The following is a 25,272-nucleotide window of genomic DNA, read 5'->3' as shown; positions in this document are numbered from 1 at the left end:
TTTTTAAGTTGTTTTGTTACATTCTTGGCATATTCCATAAATATTTAAACAGTGATCAGTCACAATATAGCCTGATTTTTTAGCAATTTCGCGTTGTCGTTGCTCAATTACATCATCAAAAAACTCATCTATTTTTCCACACTTCACACAAACAATATGATCATGGTGCTTCCCATCATCCAGTTCATAAACTGAAATTCCACCTTCAAAGTGGTGCCTAATAACCAGACCCGCACTTTCAAACTGAGACAACACTCGGTAGATTGTTGCCAAACCAATCTCTTCCTGTTCGCTCATTAACTCCCTATAAATGCTTTCAGCACTCATATGGCTTGTAGAATTACGCTCCAATATTTCAAGTATTTTTACTCTTGGTAGCGTCACCTTAAGACCCGCTTTTTTTAGTTCTACATTATCAGCCATTCAACAATCATCTCAGCTTACGAAAAATTTAATCCAATTCTCAATCAATAGAAATATTATTAACTTTGAAGTTCTGAATTTTGTATACTATTACAAAATTTAGAATACACCGAAAATATTATCTATAAAGATATAAATATGAAAAAAACATTTACAGCCATATTAATTTCTTCAATTTTGCTTATCTCAGGATGTTCAATACATAAAGTGGATATCCAGCAAGGTAATATTATTGATGCCGAACTCGTCAAAAAGCTCACACTCGGCATGGATAAAAAGCAGATAAAATTTATCCTTGGAGAGCCTCTTGTTACAAGCGCGTTTAGCAACAATAGCTGGAACTATATCTATAGCTTGCAACTTGGTGATGGTTCAAAGTCAGAAATAAAACACCTTTCACTTTTATTTAAAGACGACACCCTTTCCCAGATTATAAATAACAAATAATTTTAAGAGCTATTCGCTTTCTTTTTACGAGCCGCTTTAGGGTCAGCAATAAGGGGGCGGTAAATTTCGACCCGATCCCCATCATTCAATACCTTATCTAGTTTACTAAGTTTACCAAAAATACCCACTTTACAATTCAACAGATCAATTTCAGGAAAGCGCTTCAGAATCCCTGACTCCAAAATTGCAGCCTCAACGATGACACCAGGAGTGACGTTCAAAGGAATAATAACCTGCTCGTCAGAACGAGCGTAAGCAATTTCGACGATCACTTTATTGACACTCATCATAAATATCTTTCGCTCTTTGGCAAAAAGAGTCCACCAAGCTTTCTGCCACTTGACTGAATACAGGCCCCATGGTCAAACTCAATAGTTTTCCCGAAAGTTCAAACTCCATGTCATAAGAGACTTTACACGCGGCTCCTTCTAATGCTTCAAACCGCCAAAAACCTTCTAAATGGTGAAATGGCCCTTCTTCCAAACGAATTTCAATCATCTTATTTTTTTGGATTCGGTTGCATGTTGTAAATGTTTTTTTCAACCCTCCTTTGGAAAGTTCCAATGAAGCTCGAACCTCATCATTATTTCGGCTCAATACTGTCGACTTTGAACACCAAGGAAGAAATTCAGAATAAGCTTCAACATCATCCACCAATTCAAACATTTGAGCAGCAGAGTAAGAGACTAATGCGCTTTTCTTAATTGTTGTCATTCCCCCTCCTTACCCACCTTTAAGTAGACGTGCTTTTTGCCGCTTCCAATCATTATCCCGTTCGACAGCACGTTTATCATAATCTTTTTTTCCTTTGGCCAAACCCACTTTCAGCTTGGCTCTCCCCTGTTTCCAATACATTGCCAAAGCGACTAGCGTATACCCTTTACGCTCAACCAAGCCAGCAAGTTTCCCCAGCTCTTTTCCGTTAAATAGTAATTTTCGCGCTCGTACTGGGGCAGGATGGATATGCGTGGATGCTGTTGGTAACGGAGTGATATGCGCTCCAAGCAGCCATGCTTCATGATTTTTCAACATCACATAACTCTCTTTTATCTGCACCTTTTTCGAACGAAGACTTTTAACTTCCCACCCTTCCAGAACAAGACCGGCCTCATATTGATCTTCAATAAAATAATCATGACGTGCTTTTTTATTTAACACAATCGTATTATCGCTGATTTTGTTTTTAGAATTTTTTTTTGCCATATTCTTAAAAAATTAATATAAAAAAATGAATTATAATTCAACCAGATAAATTTTCGGTATTAGCTCACAAAACGGCACAATAGTATGTGCAATCGCCAGTATAAAGGCTTACTATGAAGATATACACTATATGATCCAGCTTAATATTAACGATCTTTCAGATCAGCTTCTAATAGCATCTATTTCTCTGTTTTGGGATACGGAAGGCACAGTATGTACGAATCATTCTATCGCTTAAGCACAAAACCATTTGGTTCAAACCCTGATCCTGACTTTATATTTACACGCCGAGGTCATGAATTGGCGATGGCGCATCTACGCTATGGCATTAGCCAAAGCACGGGGTTTGTTGTTATTACAGGCGCACCAGGTACAGGCAAAACAACACTCGCACGCGTTTTACTTAAAGAACTTGCCAACAACACAACGGTTGTTGTCGCCCACCTACCCAGCACACACCTTGCTGCGGATGATTTATTGTGTGCTGTAGCAGATTCATTTGGCCTCAAATCTGAAGGCCAATCCAAATCAGAAGTTTTAAAATTACTTAAAAACTTTTTTCTGGCCTGTATCCGTGAACGAAAACGTACACTACTTGTTATTGATGAAGCCCAAAACTTAACCCTCTGCGCATTTGAAGAGCTGCGCTTACTCGCTAACCTGAGATTAGGTGCAAAAACACTATTACAAACAATTCTCTTGGGGCAAGAGCAATTCCGACAAATGTTGGGTACCCAAGAGTTCACTCAAATTACACAGCGTGTCGTCGCAAATTATCATCTGGTGTCATTTACTCTTCAAGAGACACAGGCTTATATTGAAAGTCGCCTATTACATGCCAACTGGCAGGGTAATCCACACTTTTCATATGATGCTATTTTCTGCATCCACGAACATACTGAAGGTATTCCACGCCGCATCAATAAATTTTGTGAAAAGCTGCTTCTTTATGGTTATCTTGAAGAACAAACAGAAATTTCGAAAGAGATTGTTCAGGTTGTCATTAATGAATCTCAACAGGAAACACCTGCTTCACAACACAAGTCTGAAAATATAAAAATTGATGAAACAGATCATAATGGAGCTATTACTGTACCGTATGAAATAGACGGTAACACCACTGAAACGATACAAACGAATAAGGTAGACGCACCACTAGAAAACCATAATATAGAAGTCATTACTTCTACTCCTAAAGAAAGTACACAAGCCGAAAGTATTTATACTGAAGAGGAAACACCTTCACTTATTGAAAGCAAAGACAATTTTGATGAGCAGATTAGCACGCAAGATTCAGTTATAAATACACCTTCTGATTCAGAAATGTTTGCTCAGATGTCCCAAGAGCAGAATACTTTGGAAGATAAAGATAAAAAGGAATCCATTTTACAAGAAGAATTTTCCATAGAAGAAGAGATCCTGAGTACAGATCAATCTGAGCAAGAAGCCATCGCTTCCCTGAAAGCTGAAGAATTGGAAAGCTGTGTTGCTGTTGCAATGGCTCACTCTGCACAACCATCATTCAACACAAATGAAGCAGCACCCATCAGTAGAGCCAAGCTTCGTGTTATTGATGGTGGTAAAGAGCGACGCTCGCCCTCAAAACCTCAATTTAAAAGCGATAAACCCCAACCATTACCCAAGAAAAAAATTGAAAAAAAACTTCTGAAACTTGTTTTAGCCTTTCAACTATCCCCCAAACACTTTGAACAGTTAACAGACCCGAGTAAACCTCCTCCAGATCATGCAGGACAGTTATTAGAACTTGCAACAGCAGATGACAATACGATTGAAGCAGCACTCCCTCAATCACTGCAAGGAATTTCCCGAAAAAATTTACAAACAGCAATTAATTTTTATATATGGGAAGTTTTACTTAAACCTGGCGGCAATCATTATAGAACTCTTGGCTTACAGAATGATGCATCTATTCATGAAATAAAAAGCAATTACCAACATCTTAAAGCATTTTTAAGCCACCAGAAAACCGAACATAAAAACAGACCAGAATACATATTTCGTATAGAAAAGGCATACACGGCTCTAACAAAAGAGACGGAGGAATTAACATGCCTCACTGCAAAAACAAAACAAAAAAGTGATGCTAAATCTGATCGCATAGAGGAAGCCTATAAAATTCTTAGTGAAGAGACTATAGACCCTTCAGAGATTGTCAGACCCGTATTCAAAAAACCTGACAATAACAAGTCAGGCGTGTATACAAAATATTTGATTATTGGAGTTATAGCGACAGCGATTGGTATTGGTATTTACAAAACACAATTTAGCACTCATAAAGACGAGCACGCTATTGCCGGAACAGAACCTACCACCAATCAACTATCAAACAAAGCAATAATTTTTGATACAAAAAATAGTGCTCACGACAAAATAGAGGGCACTATTAAAGAGACTGTAGAAACAACATCGACAAAAAATACGACTGAAGAACAATATAACGATTCGTCATTATCAGGTAATGATCCATGGCTGGAAAACACAGAAATTTCAAATGTACAGGAGTTTGCTGAAGATCAATCAGAAACCATAGCTACACTTTTACCACAAAAAGAAATTATCCCCGAGACAGTAGAAGAGATACCAGAGCCCAGTGTAGCAACAGAACCACCACCTGCTACTTCAGAAGAAAAATTGCCCCTGGCAACTCTTTATTCAGATGAAAGTACCAAAAAGGCTACAACATCTAATAACATTAAAAGAGTTGACTTGATTAACTTAATCAGTAATTTTACAACGGCCTATGAGCAGGGTGAAATCACTCAATTCATGAAGTTATTTTCAATAGACGCGACTGGGTTTGATGGCGCAACCGAAGCTGACCGCAATGGCATTGAGGCCGACTATATTGACCTTTTTAAAACAACAGATGCTCGACAAATTGCTATAAAAGAGATTGCATGGAATACAAACAATAATATATCAAAAGGTACAAGTGAATTTGTTGTTACTGTAAAAAACATTAATAGTGATCACTTTGAATTTGTATCAGGCCTTATTACATTCGAAGTAGAAAAGACCCAACCAGGTCTATTTATTACACGAATCACATACCAGCTCAAATAAATATTTTAGAAATAAACACTTAAAAAATAGAGTGCTCTATGGCATCTTGTTTTCACGTACCCACTCATCTCACCAATCTCTCTTGTGAAAAAACTCATCATAAAAAGTGAAACGGCCATGCAGGTACTCGGAGCAGAGTTAGCCAAACGATGCTCTGGTGGAACTATCATCTACCTTAAAGGAGAGCTTGGCACAGGAAAAACAACATTTTCCCGAGGTTTTATTCAATCAATGGGGCATCAAGGTACAGTTAAAAGCCCCACTTATTCAATCGTAGAGTCTTACCCTTTTAATAATTTAACAATTCACCATTTTGATTTGTACCGACTCGGTGACCCCGAAGAGCTGGAATTTATGGGAATTAGAGATTACTTCTCACAGCAGACGGTGACACTTATCGAGTGGCCCGACAAGGGCAAACCACACCTTCCTTCCCCTGATTTAATAGTCAAAATTTGCTATAAAAATATAAAACGCGAAGTGACTTTAATACCTCAGTCCTTAATAGCTGAAAATATTATTAAAAAAATAACCCACCATTAAGATTGCACTTTTGCTAAAATAGAGGCTATTTTTAAAATAGCCGCAAAAAATATTTGATGAAATATTTAATCAGACACCCTATCTTGTTAAATATTAATAAATTTTTATCTTTTGCCGACACAATACTTTATTAAATACTAGCCGTTTCGGAATAGTCAGGTATGCGATCACTTATACTCACTTTTATTAGCTGTTTTTTTTGTACACAAATTTATGCGGCAAGTCCTGCGACTATTAATGATGTGCGTATGTGGAACGCGCCCAATAAAACTCGCATTGTTTTTGATATCAATAAAAATATTGAGCATCGACTATTCACACTAAGCAAACCCGAGCGCCTGGTTATAGATATAATCAATGCTTCAGCACCAAAAAACCCTATAATTTCCAGTTTTAATGACAGCCCACTATCAGGAATGCGCGTTGCGGTCAGAAATAAAACTGATTATCGTATTGTTTTAGACTTAAACTCAAAAATTGAAGCTAAAAGCTTTATTTTAAAGCCATACAAGAATAATGGTTACAGACTTGTTGTAGATCTGGTTCAGGCAGGAATTAAAAAGAAAATAAAAACCGTTAAAAACACAATTACTAACAAAAAATTACGAGATGTTGTCATTGCTATTGATGCTGGACATGGTGGAGAAGACCCTGGTGCGATTGGCTTTAAAAAGACAAAAGAGAAGGATGTTGTCTTTAAAATTGCTAACGAATTAGCCACATTAATTAATAACAAAAAAGGGATGAAAGCATTAATGATTCGTGACGGAGACTACTATGTAGCTCTGCGTGACCGCATTGCCAAAGCACATGAAGCCAAGGCTGATATGTTTATTTCGATTCATGCAGATGCATTTAAAGCCTCAAGTGTACATGGTGCTTCAATCTACGTTCTATCCAAAGAGGGTGCCAGTAGTGAAATGGCACGCTTAATAGCCAACAATGAAAACAACTCAGATTTAATTGCTGGTGTGATTGAAGAGAGTGACAATACCCTGTTAAGAACTGTTTTACTCGACTTATCCCAAACGGCAACTCTGAGAAGCAGTATTGAGGCTGGCAATGTTATTTTGAAACATTTCAAGAAAAGTGGAAAAATAAAACTACACAAACCTAAACTGGAGCATGCAGGTTTTGCTGTACTCAAATCACCTAATATCCCCTCTCTTTTGGTTGAAACAGCATTCATATCCAACCCTGGTGACGAACGTAAATTACGCACAAAGAGATACCAAAAAACGATTGCCAAAACAATGTCATCAGGCATTTATAGCTATTTTTCACAAAATTCACCACCAGGTAGCTGGCTGGCATCTAATAGGCACACCACCACAAAAGGGGAAACTCTGACACTCATTGCCAATCACTACAATGTGACTTTAAGCCGTTTACTTAAAGCCAACAATCTCTCACTCAATGCAACATTGAAAGCCGGACAGGTTCTAAAAATTCCGTATCAAATATAACCTAAATCCTGCAAGCACGATCACTTTCAGGGTTTTTTATTGTAACTCGACACGCCCATTAATATTAACTTGTATTGTTTGAGTTCCACCTTCAAGTGTCGGCGCTGCCATCTGCCTTAAACCATCCTTCGCATACATTTCACTACTCATTCGCCCCTGCATAACAGGATACCCTCCCGATGTATTCACATTGACATCAATCAATTTATAACTCACAAAACCCAACTGCTGACTAATAATGCCAGCCCTTTCCTTAAATGCTGTAATTGCTTTTGTAATCACTCGATTTTCTGCTTCCGCCCGCCTCTCTAACGACACTTGATAGCTCACCTGCTCCAAAGCCAAACTCTCTTGAAGATCGCCAATCAACTGACTTAACTGGCTGAAATTTTTACTTTCCAATCGAATCGATTGGCGCACTCGCCAGCCTGCAATTTTCTGTTTTTTATAATAAGGATTTGTACGATAAGCCAGCGTTTGAACTTTTATTTCGGCCTGTTGTTTAGCTTTCTCAACAGCCTTACTAATCTTTTCATTGACTCGATCTGCAAGATTATTGGGGTAACGTCCCTCTTCTTGTGCGTAAAGCATTGCAACCAAAATATCATTTTTAATCTCATCTGAGGCCGTTGCTGACAAGTTGACCTGATTGTAATGCAACTTCTCAGAGTCAGCCCATGTTGCCTGAGCTAAAAACAGTGAGACAACCAAACCTGTTAAAACTATTTTTGACATAACTTTCCCCTTTAAATATCTGACAAATTCAACCTGAAACAGTAATGCTCCATCGGTTCAGCTTTCCAATATCACGCCCAGCATGATCAGAAACATTTAACAGCCACTCTCCTTTCGCTTCTTGCCCAACCATAAGGCCAAACTCAGCATAGTTTTCAGCACTCCACTCATGCCTCAAATTATCCTGACTACGGCCACTGCGATTATGTAAAATAAATTCATCTTGAGTTGGTGCAATTAATTTAACAACCAAATCACCAACCCACGGATGAGTGATATCAACAGCAACTCTTATAGCCTTTATCATGATTTTTTCATCAAATTTAATTATTTTAGTAATTCCTTCCGGCTGATTATCAGGAATTTTTTCTGAATTATTATCTTCTTTAAATACAGCTAAAGTAGCTATTTGAAATTGTAAGCCCCACTGATTTAACTGACCCACATCCTGCCCTGCCAGATCTCTTACTTGCAAAACCCAACGCCCATTGATTGTGCTTCCTTTGAAAGAGGCCAAAGCAGCATGATTATTAAAGTCATAACTTTGCTGAATATTTTGTTGATTAGAGCCCGTTCTATTATGCAATAGTACGCTATTGCCATCAGGTGCTGTTAATCGTACTTCCAGGTCACCCACCCAGGTATGAGTAATATCCAAACTCACCTGAACGCCTTCCAGGCGACCACTTTTATTCACATCAATCGTATCTTGAATACCGATCATGTTTTCATCAGGAATATTTTTATTGGGTGATGATTCAAATAGGTAATCATCAGTTTTAGCTGTGCTTTGAGATTTCCCTATCGCAGCTTGCACTGCTTTAAACGCATCAACATTTCCATGGCCAAACCACGGACTCCAGCTTCCCTCTTCACCTTCAATTTCCTGAAAGTCTCCTTGATCAAATGGTGCGACAGGTGAAATATCCCAATCAGGATCAGGGTCGTAACTTGCTGCGGGCGTTCTTGGATAACCCGACATGTTTAACTGCTTTGAAGCCGTACGTTTGAGCAGTGATATCACTGCTTGTCCACTCAGTTCAGGATTCGCAGAGATCACTAAAGCAGCAATACCTGCAACAAGAGGTGCTGCACTGGAAGTGCCACCGAAACTTTGCGTGACGGGAGATGATGAACCCGCTGAAGGTCCTGTTGCCGTTGTAATACCTAAACCATCAACTTCAAGGCGAGAGTACGAATGGACGTTACTACTAGGCGCGCACAGTGAAATTCCTCTGCCATAATTTGAATAATGGCTGCGTTTTCCCGTACTAGATAATGCAGCGATATGCATCACCCCATCCAACCCTACCAGATCGTTTGTAAACTTTCGGGAAGTACGAACACCGCTCCAGTACCAACCATTAGCCCCAGAACTCCAGCCATCAGAATAAGGTATATCAAGATTACTTTCGTAATTGATCGGACAATTTTCATTACCCGCCGCCCACAAAAAGACAATCCCCTTGCCGCGTCGCCCTCCATCTTTAGCCAAGGCTTCAATATATGTCGTCACATAACTGGGCCAATAACTTGAAGGCGTTACTCCCCATGAGTTTGAAAGAACATCGACTTTATCAGCGAGATAGCGTAATGCTGTATAAAATTTTCCTGTTGAAATATAGAGGTTTGGGCCATCAGACTCCCATTTAACAGGAAACAGCTTGCAACCTGGTGCAGCGCCTACAGTTAATTGCGCATCAAGCTCAGCAGCAACCACACCCGCAACAGAAGTTCCATGATTGGAACCCAGCTGGTACATTTCAGCAGGATCAGCCCCTACAGCACTGTTTGTAATAAGACTATCACCTTGAAAGTAACCCCAACCTGAAAATTTTTGCCCCGAGTCAAAATCAATATGATCAAGCTGGCAACCATCATCGGTGACTCCAACCACCACATCAGCGCTGCCATACCCTTCCAATAACTGCCAGGCAGATTGGCAGCGACTTGAAGAGATCGAATCAAAATCATCATGAACAAAATCAGTATGAAGATGCCATTGACGATAATAAGAAGGATCAGTCGGCAAAGAGAGTGCCTGAGTCTTGGCTAACAGATTCAAGTCATGTTCAGCACGTTCTACTAAAGGCTCATCCTCAGTCAGCTTAACAATTAATTTCACAGGGTTCATACCTGTTGCATTGGTGAGCTGATATAAAAATTCGTGCCCACTGTAACGTGCTTTTGTTATCAGTCCATACTTTCCTGCTAATGCACTAATTAACTCCAGCGTTGCACTGGGTATAAATGTCACGAATATACGATCGGTTATAAGAAAATCACTCTTGCTACTATCATCAACTTCATAAGCGTGGTGAGTCACCGCCAAACCCCGCGCACGCACCATTAATTGATCAAGCTTTTCATGCGCAATACCACTCACGCGAGATGAGGCCGAAGAGACTCGTTCTAATGAGTGAATTCCAGCCTTTTCCAGTACATCGGGTAACGCACGCACCACCATTTGATCGGGCTTTTTTTTGAGCATGAGCTTTTCGCCCGCATGGTATGTGTAAGTTTGGGTTGATTTTGTCATTGTTATCCCCTGTTTTTTTATTTATGCACCTTCTAAATAGACTGAAATCATGGCACCACCAAGTGGCCCCGCCTCAATCTTGACTCGTCCACCATAAAGCTGAGCAATCGTATCCACAATCGCAAGCCCAATACCGTGTCCCTCTATTCCTACATCAGCACGTGTTCCACGTTGCAATACTTTTTCCATCTGCTCCACTGGAATGCCTGGCCCATCGTCCCATATTCTTATTTGTATCCCAGCAATGGTGCCATTTTCAGCTATCTCCCGTTTAACACTCACATCAACACGACTGTTACACCATTTAAACGCGTTATCCAATAAATTTCCGGTAATTTCCATCAAATCACCTTCATCACCATGGTAAATCACCGTATCATCAAAATCTAACATGGTTTCTACTGACTTTTCTGAGTAGACTTTATTGAGTGCTCCAATCACTTTTTTAACTAATGGTTTCAAAAGAACGGGCTTGGCCAGTGCAATACGCCCCGATGTTGCAGCACGTTGCAGTTGATACTCGACAATTTGCGTCATCCGCACCACTTGTTCTTTTGCTTCACTTAATAATGAGTTTTTTGAGTCATGTTTTTCAGACTCTTCCATATAACCCTGCAAAACAGCCAAAGGTGTTTTCATGCTGTGAGCCAAATCACCCAGTGCATCTCGGTAACGTGTTATATGTTCTCTTTCGCTAAGAATCAGTGCGTTAATATTATTCGTTAACCCTCTTAACTCTTTGGGGTATTTACCCTGAAGCTGCGTTTGTTCCCCCGTTTCTATTGCGACCAAACCATCTGCTGCACGACGCAAAGGAACCAAACCCCAACGTAAAACTAACCACTGCGTAACGAGCAGCAACAATGCAACACTCCCCAGTGATATGGCTAGATTTTGACGAAATGCAGCCACTTGTTTTTTATAACTATCCAAACTCTCTGCAACACTGAATGTATACTGTTTTTCAGGCCCAGCATTATTCCGTAAAGTCAAACCAAAACTAAAAATAAAAAGCTCTTGGCCATTTGATGCCACTGATCGTTTAAAACGTTGCTCTAATGGAGCCAAATCCTTATGAAAAGAGATATTCAAGGAACTCATGGATGGCGAGCGCCATAAACCATTGCCCGCATTATTTGCAACTTGTGCATATAAACCTGATTTCAAAGTTGAAAAACGTGCTTCTGGCAGTACCTCAGGTAAACGAACCCCTTGCTTTCCCCCTAGCTCTGCCGCAGACATCAGTAAATACGCTGTTGTTTTCAAGCGCTGCTGAATACCTGCTTCAATACTATGACAAAATAGCCGGTCCAGTATCAGGCCGGTCACCCCCAAAAACGCCGTCAAAACCAGACTTCCAGCAAGCAATAAACGACCACTGATTGATTGGAATAAGCGCATAATTTCAAGTTAAGTTGGTAAGCGTGCCAGCGTAAAACGATATCCGCGTCCACGTAATGTTTCGATAGGCTGTAATTTTTTATCAGGATCGAGCTTATTTCTTAAACGTCGAATAAACACTTCAATGACATTGCTATCACGATCAAAATCCTGATCATACAAATGTTCCGTCAGGTTAGTTTTTGAAATTACTTCGCCCGCATGTAACATTAAATACTCCAGCAGTTTATATTCATAAGATGTCAGTTCTACCGCTTCGTCACTCACAGTGACTACCTGAGTACTTGTGTTCAATGCAATGACCTCACATTGCAATACAGACTGCGCCCAACCCGCGGCTCGCCGTGCCAGAACGTTAAGGCGTGCCAGTAACTCTTCAATATGAAAAGGCTTCACCATATAATCATCCGCCCCCGCTTCCAGGCCATCCACTTTTTCGTTCCAGCGCCCACGCGCAGTTAAAATCAATATTGGGCACATATTGCCTTCTGAACGCAATGTTTTAATCACATCAATTCCAAGCATTCCCGGCAACCCCAAGTCAATCACCATGACATCATAAGGGTGCTCTTGCCCCAAAAACAGACCATCCACACCATTATCAGCACAATCTACAGCAAAACCCTGGCTCGTTAATCGCTCAGTCAATTGTTCTCGCAATGGGGCTTCATCTTCAATTACTAATACACGCATCGGTTAATCCCTTTGAAACATAGCGACACCATAACAATACTATATGGATTTTCATATACGCAGCAGCGCCATAAAGCATCTATCGCGTTAAGGGAATTAGTAGTTGATAGCAGGAAAATTACACGGGTCAAGATTTTCAACAGCACATTTGATTTCATTACCACCATAACTGTTTTGACTGGGATCGAAGAACACGCCCCACTCCATCTCCATCTGATCGGCATTAATGCCTATATCCTCATAATCGTACTGCCCAGGATCAAAGGCACGAAAACCATCACCATCACCATCGTTATACCACCCTATACCCGCAGTATAAGTGTAACGACCCGCATTGGCATTTGAACGCTCGGAATCGACAGCCATATCAAAGGTGCTGCTATCAGGAGCGATAAGGTTAGATCCAAAAGGGTTCACTTGATCACTATCAGGCATATCAGGATCAGTGATAGCAAGAGTGTTGGTAATGATCCCTGTTGTGCCCATCGTATTGTAATCTATCGCACTCATATCTACTTTAAAAAAAGAGGTCGTTTCATCTGAATCAAACTGCTGAGTGATGACGGGTTTGAAATCAAAGTCTGATTTTAAAAACTCTTGGCAGAACTGACCCGCATCACAACTCCATTCACGAACTCGATCGCTTGTCGCAGCTAAAGAGCCAGACCCAAGCACCTGACGCATAATAACTTTTGTAGGATTACCCGTACCGTTACCAGAAAAGCTGACATTATCAGGGCCAAAGGTTTTATTGTTAAACTCTAAAGGATCCCAACCATTCCCGCTCCATTGCTCCAGATTGCCACTAAACGTAAAAAAAACAGGTTCACGACCGCCGCTATCCGATAAGAACGTGTTTTTTATCGGTGTATAGGTCTCCTGCACAAAACCCTCACTAGGGTCGCCAATCACAAGATGCCAATAGCCGCCAATTCGCTCATGTAAAAAAGTCGTCGTATCAGGGTCAGGAAAGGTTCCAATATTACAGTCTGGATTACTTGCATCAGGGCACACAAAAGGTTGTCCAGAGTTCGCGTAACCACCTTTGAGAAAATCAGCACCAGCAACACCTTCAAAATTAAGATCAAACAGTGCTCCGCTGTTTGCCCATTGAGGAAAGCAGATGGCCAACGGGGTGAGCAATAACAGAAACAGGTAACAGCAGTTTGTTTTAACAAGATTAAAAATATAGATCATATCGTTTACCTGGATTGAACATAGATGGGGCAGTCAGCATCAAAAAACTCTTATCCACTCAATAAATCGGCAATGCACTCATATTGCTTAATACTCTATGGATTTTCATATACGCAGCCACACCATAAACAGTATAATTCGCTCATTTATCACTAATCGCACTTGAAAATAAAAACAGATGCAAAATATAGATGCTCTCATCCACGCCCGCTGGATTATTCCCGTTGAGCCTGAAAACATTGTTCATGAAAATTACAGCCTTGCCATTCATGAAGGACATATTCTGGAACTCTTGCCTACAGACCAAGCCAAAGAAAAATATCTAGGCCACAACGTACAAAATCTCACAGAACATGCACTGATTCCCGGCCTGATCAATACTCATACTCATGCGGCAATGAGTCTGTTCAGGGGGTTATCTGACGATTTGCCTTTGATGGAGTGGCTGAACGATCACATCTGGCCCGCTGAAGGAAAGTGGGTTAACAGTGATTTTGTTCAGGACGGTACTGAGCTTGCAATCGCCGAAATGATACGCGGCGGCACAACCACTTTTAGTGATATGTATTTTTTTCCAGACGTTGCGGCGCGTATTGCAGATAAAAGTGGCATACGAGCCGTTGTTGGTATGATCATTATTGACTTTCCAACGGTGTGGGCGAGTGGTGCCGATGAATACATCAGCAAAGGTCTGGAAGTGCATGAGCGTTATCGTCACCACCCCCGCATCACCACTACATTTGCACCTCATGCGCCCTATACGGTTTCCGATGAACCGCTACAACAGATCAATACACTGGCTGAGCAGCTCGATATTCCGGTACATATTCACCTTCATGAAACTTCTGATGAAATCAGCCAAAGCATTGAAAAATATAAAGAGCGGCCACTAGAGCGGCTGACTCGTCTGGGTTTGATATCTCCCCGTTTAATTGCCGTTCATATGACTCACCTGAATGATGATGAAATTTCACAAATAACTAAAGCAGGCGTACACGTTGTACATTGCCCTGAATCGAATTTAAAACTCGCCAGTGGCTTTTGCCCCGTTCATAAAATCATGCGGGCGGGTGGAAACGTTGCATTAGGCACCGATGGCGCAGCCAGCAATAACGACCTTGATATGTTTGGAGAGATGCGCAGTGCCGCACTTCTTGCCAAAGCAGTCGCCAACGATGCTAGTGCTTTACCAGCAGAAGATGCCCTCAAAATAGCCACACTGGGGGGTGCTAAAGCATTAGGAATTGATGATAAAACAGGTTCATTTAAAGCAGGAAAAGCAGCCGATATCACCGCCGTGAATCTTGGTTCATTAGAAAGCCAGCCGATGTATCACCCAATATCACAAATCGTTTATACCAGCGGCCGGCATAATGTTACGGATGTCTGGGTTGCAGGCCAGCACTTGTTAAAAAGTGGTATGCTCACCACATTAGATGAACAGAAGATCAAACAAAAAACTCTGCGCTGGCAAACTTGTATTGCCGAAGAATGATAGGTAATTCACCATGACTGAAATCCTTCAAAATGTTGACCCTCAAGAAGTTGGAAAATTTAATGCCTTAGCATCACGTTGGTGGGATTCCACCAGTGAATTCAAACCCCTGCATGACATTAATCCACTTCGCTTAAACTATATCGACGAACACGCGAGCATTGCAGGAAAAGAGGTGCTGGACGTTGGCTGTGGCGGCGGCATACTCTCTGAAAGCATGGCTTTTCGTGGCGCAGAAGTAACGGGGATCGACATGGCAACAGCCGCACTCTCTGTTGCAGAACTTCACTTGCTTGAATCCGGTGCAAAAGTTAATTACCAACAAACTTCAGTAGAAACTCTATCTACAAAACAACCATCAACTTTTGATGTTATCACCTGCATGGAGATGCTGGAGCACGTACCCGACCCTTCTTCGGTCATTAAATCCTGCGCCAAGCTGGTTAAACCAGGTGGAAATCTTTTCTTTTCTACACTCAATCGAAATGCAAAATCCTACCTCTTTGCCATTCTCGGCGCAGAATACATTCTGAAAATGCTCCCCAAGGGCACACACGACTATCAGAAATTCATTCGTCCATCAGAACTGGAAGAGTGGATTCGAGAAGCTGGTCTGGAACTCAAAAAAATAACAGGCATGAGCTACAACCCTCTGACTCAGAGCTATAAACTTAATCAGGATCTCAGCGTCAACTATCTGGTTCATGTGGTTCGCCCTAAATGAGTTCAAAAATAGAAACCATTCTGTTTGATCTGGATGGCACACTAGCTGATACAGCGCCCGACCTGGCTTATGCTCTGAATACTGTATTGAAAGAACAAGGCAAAGCCCTATGTCCTTTTGAAAAAATTCGCGTTGCAGCATCCAACGGCACAGGTGCTTTGATTAAACTTGGCTTTGGTGAAACAGAAAACCATCAAATACTCAGTCAGAGGCTCATTGAAATTTATGCCAACAATATTACGCGTGAAACCAGCCTTTTTAACGGCATGAATTCACTGCTGGATCATATCGAGCAACAAGGAAAAACCTGGGGTGTAGTCACCAATAAACCCGCATTTTTAACCGACCCGCTCATGGATCAGCTTGGGCTGTCTGATCGAGCCGCCTGCATTGTCAGCGGTGATACAACTTCAATGAGAAAACCCCATCCCGAACCACTTTTCCATGCCAGCCGTTTGGCCAGCCAACCCCCTGAAAAGTGCCTTTACGTCGGAGATGCCGAGCGAGATATTGAAGCCGGTAATCGTGCAGGTATGACAACATTGGCCGCACTGTTTGGCTATATTAGTGACAATGATTATCCACAAAGCTGGCAAGCCGATGGGCTGATTCACCATCCACAGGATATTTTGCAGTGGATTTAAAACTGATATTTACTGAAAACATACTCTATATACTATTTGCAATCACCGCCCTACTCTCCGCAATGACCGCATGGACATTCACCTATTTCTGGGCGCTGCGCCAACAAAGCGAACTGCGTGAAGAAAATACAAAGCTCAGAACCACTCTGGAACTTGAACGACAAAATGCATTAGAAAAACGTGCCGACACCCACACCATGCAAAAGCAGCTCAGAGATACCTTTTCAATGCTCTCCACAAGGGCGCTCAATCAAAATAATGAGCAGTTTCTCAAACTGGCCAACGAAAACCTGAAGCAACTCCACATACAATCCCAAAGTGACCTCGCTCAAAAAGAACACTCCATTAAAGCGATGCTTGATCCGATCAAAGAAGCGCTCAACAAAACAGATCAGCAAATTCAACGTGTTGAACAGGACCGCAAAGAAGCCTATGGCTCACTGAGTCAATACCTCGATTCAATGCAGCAAACTCAGCAGATGCTCCATACTGAGACACACAATTTAAGTCAAGCCATGCGCAGGCCAGAGGTGCGTGGTCAATGGGGTGAATTAACCCTGAAACGCCTTGCCGAACTTTCAGGCATGGTTGAATTTTGTGATTTCTATGAACAAGAGCATACAACAACACCTGAAGGTGCTTTTCGCCCCGATATGATCATACGCATTCCTGGGTCTCGTGAAATTATTGTCGATGTTAAAACACCGCTGGATGCTTACCTCAGCGCCATTGAAGCCCCTGATGATCAAACACGTAACAAGTACCTAGAAAAACATGCGCGAAATGTCAATCGCCGTGTTAACGAACTGGCCAGTAAAAACTACTGGAAACAATTCAAAAATAGCCCAGATTTTGTCGTGTTGTTTATCCCTGGCGATCCATTTTTAAGTGCCGCACTGGAGTTCGACCGAGACCTGTTAGAAAAAGCACTCATCAAAAAAGTGATTCTCGCCACCCCGACCAGCTTCGTCGCACTGCTGCGCACCATCGCTTATGGCTGGCGACAACAAACACTGGCCGACAATGCAGAAACCATTCGTGACCTCGGTGAAGACCTGTACAAACGCCTTGCCACATTTTCAGAACACTTAGGAAAACTCGGTAACAATCTCGAAAATACCGTAGAGCACTACAACAAAGCCATCGGATCATTTGAACGCCAGATTACCCCAGCCGCACAAAAATTCACAAAGCTAGGTATTAGAACAAGCAAAGAGGTTGAGCAGCCAGATTGCATTGAAACAAGCGTTAGATCTACTACCGAAAAAATCAGGTAAGCGCTGAGCGTCACTCAGCCACCCAATTTTCTACAGAACGATCACAGAATAATTTTATAAATTACTCCATACTTATTCCTTATCTCAGTATTTACTGATAAATCTCAATACTTCTAGCCCCAGTGTTACCCCCATTGCTGCTTATCACGCTGAATTTCAATGTTTTCTGCATAGTTTCTGAAATATCGAATTTATGGAGTTGAGTGGCATTAGGCAGGTCGAATATACCGAGTGAAGTGCCATCTGTGGTCAATACTTCGAACTGTGTGATTTGGGCACTGCTGCCCATTGTTCTTGTCCAGAAGCCGATTCCGGTAATAGCGTATGCTTTATCCAGCGTAATTTCTATGGTCGCGTTGTTTCCCTCATCGTTGGATGACCACTCGGTGTTAGGGTCGTCGTCAATGGCGTTATTAGCACCAAAGCTGCTGTCGTTATCACCGTTACTCCAGTTACTGCTTACGCTTGAGATGCTTGCGCCTAATGATTTCAGTGCAATATTATCGCCCAAACTACTGTTTGGAATGATGTTTTGTTCGGTCGTAAATGTAAGATTTTCTGATTGATACAACTCGCCAGACTCATCAATCACGATGATATTGTAGTGATAGGCCATCTCAGCAGAAAGTGCCATGAGTTGAAGCATGTGCTCTGTTGTGGCCATGCCACCGGCCATGCGCTCCGATAGTCCGAAGTTTGTCGATTTACCATAGGCTGTACTTACAAGTGTTGGTATATCTGTTTCGAACTGAATGGTTGCACTATTGGAGCTGACCTCTGAGCTATTGGGAGTAATCTGCCAGATCTCAGCGGCATTGCTTAAATCGTCAACAGTTGTTAGTTGAGTAACTGTCTCTTCAATGAGGTTCAGATCACCATTTTGGTTGCGGGTTGTGGTGAAATGAAAAATTTGAGAGCGTTGTACGTTGTTTGTTGTATCAAAGGTGGTCAGCATAGCTCGGTAGCGCATATCGGCCACAAGGGTGAGTTCAAGGCTATGTTCCCTCACCGGGCGTGTCATATCCATGGATTGCAGCTGGCTAAATCCCTCTGAGCTTGTTTGACCTAGATTAATCGCACAGAGCACAGGCTCATCGGAACTGTAATGTAGCCACCAGCTCGCTGATTCTGCATCGTAATTGATTTTTACAATTGAGCTGTCCGTATCGTCACTGCTTTGTGGGTCGCTGTTACCACCACAACCTGTGACGAAAAGTAAAAAAGTTAATAGGGTAAGGGTTGCAAAGGCATGAAATGAGCGGAAGCACTGCATATTAATGATTTCCAGATTTTTAATATATGAGATGAAGTGAAAGATAGTCTCACTATAGAGCCGAGGACTTAGTGACTGTTATCACACAACCTTTGGTTGCTCACAGCAAAATTTATATCAGATTAACACATCAAAACTGCACCAGTCAGTCTCTTATTTAAGTAGCTTGAAAGCGGGTTGCTTTGAAGATTTTTTATCAAAAGTAACGGTGGTTTTACAACCTGCAGATTCATTTTTACGTGCTAATAAGTGATCTGAAAAGTCAGCATTAGATACTTTTGAATCTCTAATATCCTTTGGGATGGTTATCTGCCCTTTACTTGTAATCGTTGCTGTCTGCATTGTTGCTTGCCTTTGCTATTTAATCTCACTATATATGCCTTACTAATAAGTAAGGCAATTAACAACCTGATCCAATGATGGAAAATAATTACATGTCCATTCTCTGCTTCTCTAATACTCACATAATATCAACAGATATCTATTTTACAATTTATGTTCTTTTACGTAAGAGATATCGCCTTGCTCAGTTAGCTTGACAGTCACCTGTTTAAAATTCCGCCAGCAGCTCAGCTCTTTGGTTGAAGCACCAAAATAGTTTGATGACGCATACTGTTGAATACTATTCCCCTTATCTTTTTTATTGCGTTGAAGATACAGTAACGTATTGTATTTACTCCACAACCAATACATCAGAGCAATCATGGCAATAAAAGGGAGTATAGCAATGAACTGTTTAATATTTAATGAACCTTCAATATGACTTATGGTTTGAACATCATTGCCAATCAATAATAGTAATGGCGCTAATATTGGCAATAGTAGATAAATCCATAATATCCATAACACCGCAGTCATCGAGCTCTGTGTATATTTGCGTAGTATGCCTTGGTTGTGGGGGCTTTGAATTATTAATGTATTCATGGTCGTACTCCTCTGTCAGGGCTCGTCCATATAGCACGTTTTTTACGGGTTCTCAGTAGTGTTAAAGGTATAGCTACAGCAAGTGTGATCAGGTTAATTAGCCAATAAATCAAGGGATACCAAACTATCCAGTAATAAATTTTCCCTAAGCCTCTTTCATAACGAGCATCAATATAAAAGCTCACAGCAAACTGAATCAGACAAGTCATTGCCAGTAATAAGCCTGCCGAACTGGGCAGAAGGGAAAACGTTTTAGTCTCTTCCATGTTAGGAATAAATTGCATCAGAGGCCATAGCACAAGCAGAGAGACAACGGCATAAGTCCACAGTATGCTGATAAAATATTCAGCCATTAACAACCATAAGCGCCGATGGCGCAGGCGTATAATTTGTAAAAAATAACGGGTAAAGACTTCGACCCCTCCCTGAGCCCAGCGAAGACGTTGCTGCCACAGACCTTTAAATGTTTCCGGCATTAAGATCCAGCACAAGGCATTGGGTTCAAAACGGATATCCCAGCCTTTTAACTGTAGCTTCCAGCTGATATCAATATCCTCAGTGATCGCATCCACACTCCAATATCCAGCATCTTGCAAGGCTGATTTTCGGAACCCGGAAACAACACCTGATATGCTGAATATTCGACCATAAATACGCTGTGCGCGTTTGATTAAGCCAACAATTGATGAAAATTCACCGACCTGTATTTTCCCGATTAGTGTAGAGCGGGTGCGTACCCGTGGGTTTCCGGTCACAGCACCTACATTAGAACCACGAATAAAGTGCTGCATCATCCTATTCGTTGCATTAGTGCCCAGTAATGCATCGCCATCAATACAGATCAGAAACTCGCTGGAAGACATCATGGCTCCGACATTCAGAGCCATGGCTTTTCCCTGGTTTTCATTCAGATGTACAACGTGTAAACGAGGGGATTTCTGGCACAACTCATCCAGCAGCTCTCCTGTGTTGTCACTGCTTCCGTCATTGATCGCAATAATATCAAAATCAGGATAATTCTGGTTAAGCAGTACCGAGATGGTCTCACGCAGGTTTGCGCCTTCATTATGACAAGGTATCAAAATACTAACGGGAGGATAATATGGCAATGCAATCGCATCTCCACCAACTGGCTGCCCACGCTCCCATTTATTATAATAGTACACTCCGCCCACCATCCAGACATAAGCCATGACTAAAGGGTAGTAGTAAGCCAGGTTAAGTGCCAGATTCAGATAGATTGAAAGCCAATATTCCATGATCAGTTTTTCTCCAAAATCATGGGAGATAAACCCGCTTGTTGATGTGCAATTTTGAGCTGAGGACGATAGAGGCGAGCACGTTCAGCCAGCTCATGTTCATAATCACTTAACTCACCATGATAAAAAATCAGGCCATCTATAGACGCGTACTTGGCCAAATCTTCGTAGAGATCACCAGATAAGTAGGTAGTTTTTGGATCAAAGGCTTCAGGGGGAATCCAGGCGTAGACTTTAGATCCAGTACGTGTCCGTAGCTGCCAAGCCACTCGATTAAACAGATCAGCACGTACCGGAAAATGGCGGTTAGGAAAATACACTGTATCTACACCACCATCACCATCCGGATCAGAGAATGCCTGTAAGTAGACTCTGTTTATGTGGTGTTTTTTGACCCGTTCAAGAAATTTTCCCAGATTTTTTTCTTGTTGTTTGGGGTCTGGATCATAGATATCATCAAGATTGAGATTGACTGCACGTACAAGCTCTTTTTTAGGTTTGTAATGATTGGTGATTTGCCAGATAAAGTCAGCTAGCGTAATTCCGTGGCCAATCAGTAGTCGGTTTATGCTATCAGAACTCTTGATATCTACTTTTTCCTCTTCAAGGCTCATCGTAATAGGCATATCAAGTTTTTGAGCAATGTCGGTGGTGATGCGATTATAAGCACCGTAAGGCCACACAAGCACTCGTGGTTTTTGACCTGTTTTTCGGACAATAAGGTCTGAGTTACGTTTCAGATCATTATAAATACGTTGACGATACTGTTTATCACTTTCGTATTCGCCGATATCAGTACTATAGTGCTGACTGATAGCAGCAGGCTGTGTGTTGCCTTGTGGGTTGGCTATGATGCCATGATGAAGATCATAGCTATGAGAAGCGACTTCTACATATCCAGATTTCACCATCTCCCGAATTTGAGCCCAGCTTAAAAATTTTTCACGAGCTACGGGCTTGGAGCCATACATCACAGTTTTTCCGCCAGGTGTCTCCATCCAGCGTCCAACTAATGCAATCACGGCCTGATAGTCAAAAGCACGCAGCAGTGGATAAACTTGTGTATACATTCCCAGATAGCCATCATCAAAGCTGAGCAGCACGGCTTTATCAGGTAAAGCACGCACCCCTTTTTGAGCGGCCAATAAATCATCAATACCGATCACGACATAGTCGTGCTCTTTGAGCCAGGAAAATTGTGCTGCCAGCTCAGAGGTCTTAAGCGTCATGGCATCAAAATCTGCATCTTGATCAAGCTTATGATTGGCTTCATGATAGGAGAGCACAATAAGCTCCGCATGCACGGGGGTGATTATTGCCAAAAATAGCAGAGTAACCCAAAAATAATGCAGCCTCTGACAGAAAAAATATTTTTTTATTTTTTTTGGAAAATTCATCATCAAAACCTTATATATAAGTTCATAAACCCACGGATAAAAGACTCTTTCACACCATCGTAAACAGGTTTGGAGCGACTCATACCGTAAGCCAAGCTCAACTGCTGACTAAAGCTCCAGTAATGTTCATAGCTCACCATCCAGGTTGGTTTTGTATCAAAGTTTTGTTGGCTGCTTGAGCCAATTCCGATCTTGAAGCGTTGGCGCATTGATTTTTCATAATGCATAAAGGTCAGCCACTCATTATTAAAGCTCAGTTCAACAGAGCTTTGTTTTGAAGGATTAAAATAGGCCGCATTATCTACTGAATTCGTTTGATGGTAGAGATACAACTCACTCGCTAACTTGTAACGCAAGCCCGTGAAAAGACGTTGCTGGCCAAACACAGAAAGCGTATTTCGTTGATTGCCATCATCGAAATCCATATATTGAATAGAAGCTCCCAAGCTGCGGCTTTCGTGAAAACGATACTTTGTACCGACATTCAGAGACCGTGCTTTAACACCTGCCAGATCAGCTCTTAATGGTGTTTCATCGCTGAATGTTTCTATAGCAAGGCTTCCCTGCCAATGATCGGTTGGATTCCAGCTCCCCTGCAGAGAGAGCCCCGCAGACCCATCACCACCACTGACATTACCTCTGAGCACAACATCTTGTTGTTGATAATGAAACCCGATGCCCCCTCGGTTACGGGTTGCTGTTTCCCCAGAAAAATTACCCTGAAGGTGTGATAGATAAGCAAAGGAGCGAAGCCCCAAACGCCAGGGTCGATCATAGTAGTAGGCTGTAAACCCCAGATCACTGCTGCCCTGATAGAGTGTAGTATCGCTACTGGAGCCACCATTCACTTCGAGCCATACCTCTCGCATTTTACGAATATTGACTTCCCGAGTCAGGTTTTTTACTTGCAGGTAATCGCTATATTGGTATTGAAGTGGCTTCAACACTGCCTCTGATTCTGCGAAATTACCACGAGCAGACAGCGCACTGACAATGCCTGTTTTAGCTTCCGTATTATCTGAATCTTGAGCCAGCACGCTCTGGTACTTTTCCAAGGCCAGACGTGGCCAGCCTCGCCATAAAAAAACGTGAGCAAGACTGGTTTGCGCACCAGTATTATCGGGATCCTGAGCTAACAGGGCATTAAGCCTATTTTCAGCCTGACCCAGTTTTCCAGTATAGGCACGAGCCATGGAAGAAACAGTACTAGCATATAATTTATCAAAATTGAGCTGCTTTTCCTTGCTGCCTGGTGGCCATATCCATTGCGGCAATGAATTATCAAGGGCATCAATATGAGTCAGTGATTGCTCATAACGACCTGCCTCAAGGTAAGCGTAATACAGTGAATATTGTGCATCCAGATTGTGAGGATCTTTATTGATGGATTTTTCCAGCAAGGTAATGGCTTGCTCGGGTTGACGCTGTGATAAATAAGCATCACCAACAAGTGCTTGCACATAAGGAGGAAAATGCTTTACACCCTCTTTACGTAACTGTTCATACAGCCTAGTGGCTTCACGCATATAACGTCGATTACGATACGCTGCAATAAGATCAAAGCGATTACGCAGATACGCTGGAGATGTTTTATTCGTTATATTATTGAGTTGATTTTTTAGCAGCTCAATTGCTTTATCGGTATTGAAATAACGTTGGGATGGCTCCACTACACGCTGTTGTCCCCAACGTATTTCTATTGCCGCCTGATCGCCAAGCATTCGATTCCACTCTTCGGGAGTGAATAAACTGGTATCGCGACGGGCAAACTGCAGTGCTTCATGAGGAACACCCAGTTGGAGTAAGCTCATAACCCGAGCATATCGAATACTTTTATTGTTAGGTTCAATGACTAACAGTCGATCATAAATATCAAAAGCACCTGCGTAATCATGATCAACCTCTTTTATATAGGCCAGTGTTTTTAATAACTCGATAGATCCGGGATCAGTTTTAAGCAAAGACTGGATTTGTTTTTTAGCTTTAACAGGCTGTTTGGCTTCAGCCAGACTCATGGCAAGACCTAGTTGAGTTTGCCGCTCATTAGGGGTCTGTTTCAGTGCTGCACGATAAGCCTGGATGGCCACATTGGGGTGTTGCCGGTTGCGTGCAGATTTACCAATGGCTCTGAGAACGTAGGTAGGCGCCTGCTCAAAATCAATATGAGGTAATTGTGCCAGTACCTCTTCATCACGCTCGGCCCAAGCAAGCGTATTAATATAGTCGTAACGAAATAACAGATTGTCAGGGTAAGCCTGAACGAGTGAGTTGAGTTGTTTCAGTGCCGCTCCATGCTGGCCTTGGCGTGCCTGTTCTACCGCTGAGTGGTGTACAACTTTTGGGTTTACTATCGGAGCAGCAGTCACCGTTGAAATATCCGAATACAGCACTGCTCCGGCCAGCAATGCAATCACCGGTCTTCGTAGCATGGGTAACATGAAGAGAGATGAACGTTTGTTGTATATCCTTATTCTTTTTATTTTAGTCAGGTACATAACTGCCACCAAAATTGCTATAATTTAATTTTTAGTGATTACATTTTAGTCCC

General features: G+C 41.8%; 23 protein-coding genes. 8 read left to right on the top strand and 15 right to left on the bottom strand.

The features are described from left to right. Window positions 1-3: 3 nt before the first annotated feature. The gene (fur, locus tag L3J70_06135; GenBank protein MCF6235939.1) at window positions 4-423 is read right to left on the bottom strand and encodes a ferric iron uptake transcriptional regulator; all 420 of its coding nucleotides are present in this window, start codon (window positions 421-423) and stop codon (window positions 4-6) included. A gap of 138 nt (window positions 424-561) precedes the next feature. On the opposite strand from fur, the gene L3J70_06130 reads away from it, so the two are divergent. After that, complete coding sequence (locus tag L3J70_06130) at window positions 562-870, top strand: outer membrane protein assembly factor BamE (protein ID MCF6235938.1); 309 nt, start codon at window positions 562-564, stop codon at window positions 868-870. A 2-nt stretch (window positions 871-872) separates the two neighbouring features. On the opposite strand, the gene L3J70_06125 is transcribed toward L3J70_06130, so the two are convergent. Genes L3J70_06125 through smpB form a run of 3 tightly spaced genes read right to left on the bottom strand, consistent with a single transcriptional unit; the run spans window position 873 to window position 2,073 of the window. Further along, window positions 873-1,160 (bottom strand): RnfH family protein, encoded by a 288-nt coding sequence (locus L3J70_06125; protein MCF6235937.1) that lies wholly within the window; start codon window positions 1,158-1,160, stop codon window positions 873-875. After that, window positions 1,144-1,584 carry a type II toxin-antitoxin system RatA family toxin gene (locus L3J70_06120; GenBank protein ID MCF6235936.1) on the bottom strand — a complete coding sequence of 147 codons (441 nt, stop codon included), beginning with the start codon at window positions 1,582-1,584 and terminating at the stop codon, window positions 1,144-1,146. The genes L3J70_06125 and L3J70_06120 overlap by 17 nt, the downstream gene beginning before the upstream one ends. A gap of 9 nt (window positions 1,585-1,593) precedes the next feature. Then, window positions 1,594-2,073 carry an SsrA-binding protein SmpB gene (gene smpB / locus L3J70_06115; protein ID MCF6235935.1) on the bottom strand — a complete coding sequence of 160 codons (480 nt, stop codon included), beginning with the start codon at window positions 2,071-2,073 and terminating at the stop codon, window positions 1,594-1,596. Window positions 2,074-2,286: 213 nt separating this feature from the next. Between smpB and L3J70_06110 the strand changes: the two genes are divergently transcribed. From L3J70_06110 to L3J70_06100, 3 genes are all read left to right on the top strand, one after another. Further along, entirely contained in the window at window positions 2,287-5,157 is a 2,871-nt protein-coding gene (locus L3J70_06110) for an AAA family ATPase (protein ID MCF6235934.1), read from the top strand. A gap of 117 nt (window positions 5,158-5,274) precedes the next feature. Then, a complete protein-coding gene (tsaE, locus tag L3J70_06105; GenBank protein MCF6235933.1) occupies window positions 5,275-5,700 on the top strand; it encodes a tRNA (adenosine(37)-N6)-threonylcarbamoyltransferase complex ATPase subunit type 1 TsaE in 426 nt (141 codons plus the stop codon). A gap of 161 nt (window positions 5,701-5,861) precedes the next feature. Further along, window positions 5,862-7,166 carry an N-acetylmuramoyl-L-alanine amidase gene (locus tag L3J70_06100; GenBank protein ID MCF6235932.1) on the top strand — a complete coding sequence of 435 codons (1,305 nt, stop codon included), beginning with the start codon at window positions 5,862-5,864 and terminating at the stop codon, window positions 7,164-7,166. A gap of 36 nt (window positions 7,167-7,202) precedes the next feature. On the opposite strand, the gene L3J70_06095 is transcribed toward L3J70_06100, so the two are convergent. The 5 genes from L3J70_06095 to L3J70_06075 form a co-directional block, all read right to left on the bottom strand. Continuing rightward, window positions 7,203-7,901, bottom strand: coding sequence for an SIMPL domain-containing protein (locus L3J70_06095; GenBank protein MCF6235931.1), 699 nt, complete (start codon window positions 7,899-7,901; stop codon window positions 7,203-7,205). Window positions 7,902-7,929: 28 nt separating this feature from the next. Further along, window positions 7,930-10,440, bottom strand: a complete 2,511-nt coding sequence (locus L3J70_06090; GenBank protein MCF6235930.1) for a proprotein convertase P-domain-containing protein — start codon at window positions 10,438-10,440, stop codon at window positions 7,930-7,932. Between the two features lie 21 nt (window positions 10,441-10,461). Then, window positions 10,462-11,841 carry an ATP-binding protein gene (locus tag L3J70_06085; protein ID MCF6235929.1) on the bottom strand — a complete coding sequence of 460 codons (1,380 nt, stop codon included), beginning with the start codon at window positions 11,839-11,841 and terminating at the stop codon, window positions 10,462-10,464. Between the two features lie 9 nt (window positions 11,842-11,850). Continuing rightward, window positions 11,851-12,534, bottom strand: a complete 684-nt coding sequence (locus L3J70_06080; protein ID MCF6235928.1) for a response regulator transcription factor — start codon at window positions 12,532-12,534, stop codon at window positions 11,851-11,853. A gap of 96 nt (window positions 12,535-12,630) precedes the next feature. Beyond that, a complete protein-coding gene (locus tag L3J70_06075; GenBank protein MCF6235927.1) occupies window positions 12,631-13,731 on the bottom strand; it encodes a hypothetical protein in 1,101 nt (366 codons plus the stop codon). Between the two features lie 178 nt (window positions 13,732-13,909). On the opposite strand from L3J70_06075, the gene L3J70_06070 reads away from it, so the two are divergent. Genes L3J70_06070 through L3J70_06055 form a run of 4 tightly spaced genes read left to right on the top strand, consistent with a single transcriptional unit; the run spans window position 13,910 to window position 17,871 of the window. Next, entirely contained in the window at window positions 13,910-15,226 is a 1,317-nt protein-coding gene (locus L3J70_06070) for a TRZ/ATZ family hydrolase (protein ID MCF6235926.1), read from the top strand. A gap of 13 nt (window positions 15,227-15,239) precedes the next feature. Then, window positions 15,240-15,950: a bifunctional 2-polyprenyl-6-hydroxyphenol methylase/3-demethylubiquinol 3-O-methyltransferase UbiG gene (gene ubiG, locus L3J70_06065; GenBank protein MCF6235925.1), complete on the top strand. Its 711-nt coding sequence runs from the start codon at window positions 15,240-15,242 to the stop codon at window positions 15,948-15,950. Next, on the top strand, window positions 15,947-16,594 hold the full coding sequence (locus L3J70_06060; protein ID MCF6235924.1) for an HAD-IA family hydrolase: 648 nt from the start codon (window positions 15,947-15,949) through the stop codon (window positions 16,592-16,594). The genes ubiG and L3J70_06060 overlap by 4 nt, the downstream gene beginning before the upstream one ends. Then, window positions 16,585-17,871, top strand: a complete 1,287-nt coding sequence (locus tag L3J70_06055) for a DNA recombination protein RmuC (protein ID MCF6235923.1) — start codon at window positions 16,585-16,587, stop codon at window positions 17,869-17,871. The genes L3J70_06060 and L3J70_06055 overlap by 10 nt, the downstream gene beginning before the upstream one ends. A gap of 91 nt (window positions 17,872-17,962) precedes the next feature. Here L3J70_06055 and L3J70_06050 read toward each other — a convergent pair whose 3' ends face one another. The 6 genes from L3J70_06050 to pgaA form a co-directional block, all read right to left on the bottom strand. After that, window positions 17,963-19,144, bottom strand: a complete 1,182-nt coding sequence (locus L3J70_06050) for a discoidin domain-containing protein (protein MCF6235922.1) — start codon at window positions 19,142-19,144, stop codon at window positions 17,963-17,965. Window positions 19,145-19,297: 153 nt separating this feature from the next. After that, window positions 19,298-19,486 carry a hypothetical protein gene (locus L3J70_06045; protein ID MCF6235921.1) on the bottom strand — a complete coding sequence of 63 codons (189 nt, stop codon included), beginning with the start codon at window positions 19,484-19,486 and terminating at the stop codon, window positions 19,298-19,300. 144 nt (window positions 19,487-19,630) lie between these two features. Beyond that, window positions 19,631-20,068 (bottom strand): poly-beta-1,6-N-acetyl-D-glucosamine biosynthesis protein PgaD, encoded by a 438-nt coding sequence (gene pgaD / locus L3J70_06040; protein MCF6235920.1) that lies wholly within the window; start codon window positions 20,066-20,068, stop codon window positions 19,631-19,633. Further along, window positions 20,065-21,327 carry a poly-beta-1,6 N-acetyl-D-glucosamine synthase gene (pgaC, locus tag L3J70_06035; protein ID MCF6235919.1) on the bottom strand — a complete coding sequence of 421 codons (1,263 nt, stop codon included), beginning with the start codon at window positions 21,325-21,327 and terminating at the stop codon, window positions 20,065-20,067. The genes pgaD and pgaC overlap by 4 nt, the downstream gene beginning before the upstream one ends. Window positions 21,328-21,329: 2 nt before the next feature. Then, window positions 21,330-22,649: a poly-beta-1,6-N-acetyl-D-glucosamine N-deacetylase PgaB gene (pgaB, locus tag L3J70_06030; GenBank protein ID MCF6235918.1), complete on the bottom strand. Its 1,320-nt coding sequence runs from the start codon at window positions 22,647-22,649 to the stop codon at window positions 21,330-21,332. A 77-nt stretch (window positions 22,650-22,726) separates the two neighbouring features. After that, window positions 22,727-25,153 carry a poly-beta-1,6 N-acetyl-D-glucosamine export porin PgaA gene (gene pgaA, locus L3J70_06025; protein ID MCF6235917.1) on the bottom strand — a complete coding sequence of 809 codons (2,427 nt, stop codon included), beginning with the start codon at window positions 25,151-25,153 and terminating at the stop codon, window positions 22,727-22,729. Window positions 25,154-25,272: the final 119 nt, after the last annotated feature.

The organism is Gammaproteobacteria bacterium (assembly GCA_021648145.1).
GTDB lineage: Bacteria > Pseudomonadota > Gammaproteobacteria > JAADGQ01 > JAADGQ01 > S141-38.
The sequence above is the reverse complement of the archived record's forward strand: the minus strand, read 5'-3'. Positions and strand labels throughout refer to the sequence as shown.

Coding starts and splice junctions, on each gene's coding strand:
- fur (MCF6235939.1), bottom strand. CDS start 423: ATGGCTGATAATGTAGAACTAAAAAAAGCGGGTCTTAAGGTGACGCTA.
- L3J70_06130 (MCF6235938.1), top strand. CDS start 562: ATGAAAAAAACATTTACAGCCATATTAATTTCTTCAATTTTGCTTATC.
- L3J70_06125 (MCF6235937.1), bottom strand. CDS start 1,160: ATGATGAGTGTCAATAAAGTGATCGTCGAAATTGCTTACGCTCGTTCT.
- L3J70_06120 (MCF6235936.1), bottom strand. CDS start 1,584: ATGACAACAATTAAGAAAAGCGCATTAGTCTCTTACTCTGCTGCTCAA.
- smpB (MCF6235935.1), bottom strand. CDS start 2,073: ATGGCAAAAAAAAATTCTAAAAACAAAATCAGCGATAATACGATTGTG.
- L3J70_06110 (MCF6235934.1), top strand. CDS start 2,287: ATGTACGAATCATTCTATCGCTTAAGCACAAAACCATTTGGTTCAAAC.
- tsaE (MCF6235933.1), top strand. CDS start 5,275: ATGCAGGTACTCGGAGCAGAGTTAGCCAAACGATGCTCTGGTGGAACT.
- L3J70_06100 (MCF6235932.1), top strand. CDS start 5,862: ATGCGATCACTTATACTCACTTTTATTAGCTGTTTTTTTTGTACACAA.
- L3J70_06095 (MCF6235931.1), bottom strand. CDS start 7,901: ATGTCAAAAATAGTTTTAACAGGTTTGGTTGTCTCACTGTTTTTAGCT.
- L3J70_06090 (MCF6235930.1), bottom strand. CDS start 10,440: ATGACAAAATCAACCCAAACTTACACATACCATGCGGGCGAAAAGCTC.
- L3J70_06085 (MCF6235929.1), bottom strand. CDS start 11,841: ATGCGCTTATTCCAATCAATCAGTGGTCGTTTATTGCTTGCTGGAAGT.
- L3J70_06080 (MCF6235928.1), bottom strand. CDS start 12,534: ATGCGTGTATTAGTAATTGAAGATGAAGCCCCATTGCGAGAACAATTG.
- L3J70_06075 (MCF6235927.1), bottom strand. CDS start 13,731: ATGATCTATATTTTTAATCTTGTTAAAACAAACTGCTGTTACCTGTTT.
- L3J70_06070 (MCF6235926.1), top strand. CDS start 13,910: ATGCAAAATATAGATGCTCTCATCCACGCCCGCTGGATTATTCCCGTT.
- ubiG (MCF6235925.1), top strand. CDS start 15,240: ATGACTGAAATCCTTCAAAATGTTGACCCTCAAGAAGTTGGAAAATTT.
- L3J70_06060 (MCF6235924.1), top strand. CDS start 15,947: ATGAGTTCAAAAATAGAAACCATTCTGTTTGATCTGGATGGCACACTA.
- L3J70_06050 (MCF6235922.1), bottom strand. CDS start 19,144: ATGCAGTGCTTCCGCTCATTTCATGCCTTTGCAACCCTTACCCTATTA.
- L3J70_06045 (MCF6235921.1), bottom strand. CDS start 19,486: ATGCAGACAGCAACGATTACAAGTAAAGGGCAGATAACCATCCCAAAG.
- pgaD (MCF6235920.1), bottom strand. CDS start 20,068: ATGAATACATTAATAATTCAAAGCCCCCACAACCAAGGCATACTACGC.
- pgaC (MCF6235919.1), bottom strand. CDS start 21,327: ATGGAATATTGGCTTTCAATCTATCTGAATCTGGCACTTAACCTGGCT.
- pgaA (MCF6235917.1), bottom strand. CDS start 25,153: ATGCTACGAAGACCGGTGATTGCATTGCTGGCCGGAGCAGTGCTGTAT.